Genomic DNA, 448 nt, shown 5'->3' with positions numbered 1-448 from the left:
CTGGTCCGGGAGGAGCAGTTCCGCCGCCTCGACGCCGTGCTCGACACCCGAGCCGCGGACCGCGGCCAGCACACCCAGGACTGAACCATGGGACACGCACTGCACCTGACCGTCCCCGACGGCCTGCCCTTCATCGACTTCGAGCGCGAGTTCGACCACCCCGTGGCCGACGTCTTCCGCGCCCACGCCGACCCCGAGCTGTTCCGGCAGTGGATCGGGCCGCGCGGGCTGCGGACCCGGATCGACGGCTTCGAGTTCCGCCCCGGCGGCGCCTACCGGTTCGTCCAGCGCGGCGAGGACAGCACCGAGGAGTACGCCTTCCGCGGCGTCTTCCACACGGTGCGCGAGAACGAGCTCGTGGTCCAGACCTTCGAGTACGAGGGCTGGCCCGACGCCGTGGACCTGGAGTACCTGCACTTCGAGGACCTGGGCGACGGCCGGTGCCGGC

The 448-nt window shown here is 71.7% G+C and carries 1 protein-coding gene; it reads left to right on the top strand.

Annotation, left to right across the window (positions count from 1 at the left end; all coding sequences use genetic code 11):
* Window positions 1–87: 87 nt before the first annotated feature.
* The coding region (locus ACGVWT_RS19200) for an SRPBCC domain-containing protein (RefSeq protein WP_394427834.1) at window positions 88–448 on the top strand (361 nt) is incomplete at its 3' end.

This window comes from Sphingomonas sp. S6, from assembly GCF_043498045.1.
Lineage (GTDB): Bacteria > Pseudomonadota > Alphaproteobacteria > Sphingomonadales > Sphingomonadaceae > Sphingomonas.
This window is presented reverse-complemented; position numbering and strand designations above follow the sequence as displayed.